This window comes from Rhizobium phaseoli (assembly GCF_010668805.1).
GTDB lineage: Bacteria > Pseudomonadota > Alphaproteobacteria > Rhizobiales > Rhizobiaceae > Rhizobium > Rhizobium phaseoli_A.
Genome location: NZ_WUFT01000157.1, coordinates 1 through 383, shown reverse-complemented (window position 1 = coordinate 383; position 383 = coordinate 1). Strand labels below are relative to the sequence as shown.

At 67.1% G+C, this 383-nt stretch carries 1 protein-coding gene; it reads right to left on the bottom strand.

Annotated features, from left to right (window positions below; genetic code table 11):
• A partial coding sequence (hisF, locus tag GR197_RS31840) for an imidazole glycerol phosphate synthase subunit HisF (RefSeq protein WP_246724753.1) occupies positions 1–383 on the bottom strand: 383 nt, incomplete at both ends.

Here is a 383-nt window from a genome sequence, read left to right as displayed (position 1 = left end):
CGTGAGTTCCAGGTCGAAGCCGGCCTTGGTGCCGTCCCGGTCCATGCTGGTGAGCAGGATTTCGCCGGCGCCGCGCTGCGCCATTTCGCGCGCCCATGCCACGGCGTCGAGGCCCGTGTTCTTGCGCCCGCCGTGCGTGAAGACTTCCCAGCGAGGCGCTTCGCCTTCGGCCGACACCTTCTTGGCGTCGATAGCCACGACGATGCACTGCGCGCCATGGCGGGCACTGGCGTCCGACACGAGCTGCGGATTCGCCACGAGCTGCGGATTCGCCACTGCCGACGAATTACCGGCATTGAGCAGCCGTCGCACATCTTCCAGCGCACGCACACCGCCGCCCACCGTCAGCGGAATGAACACCTGCGACGCCACCGCTTCAATGA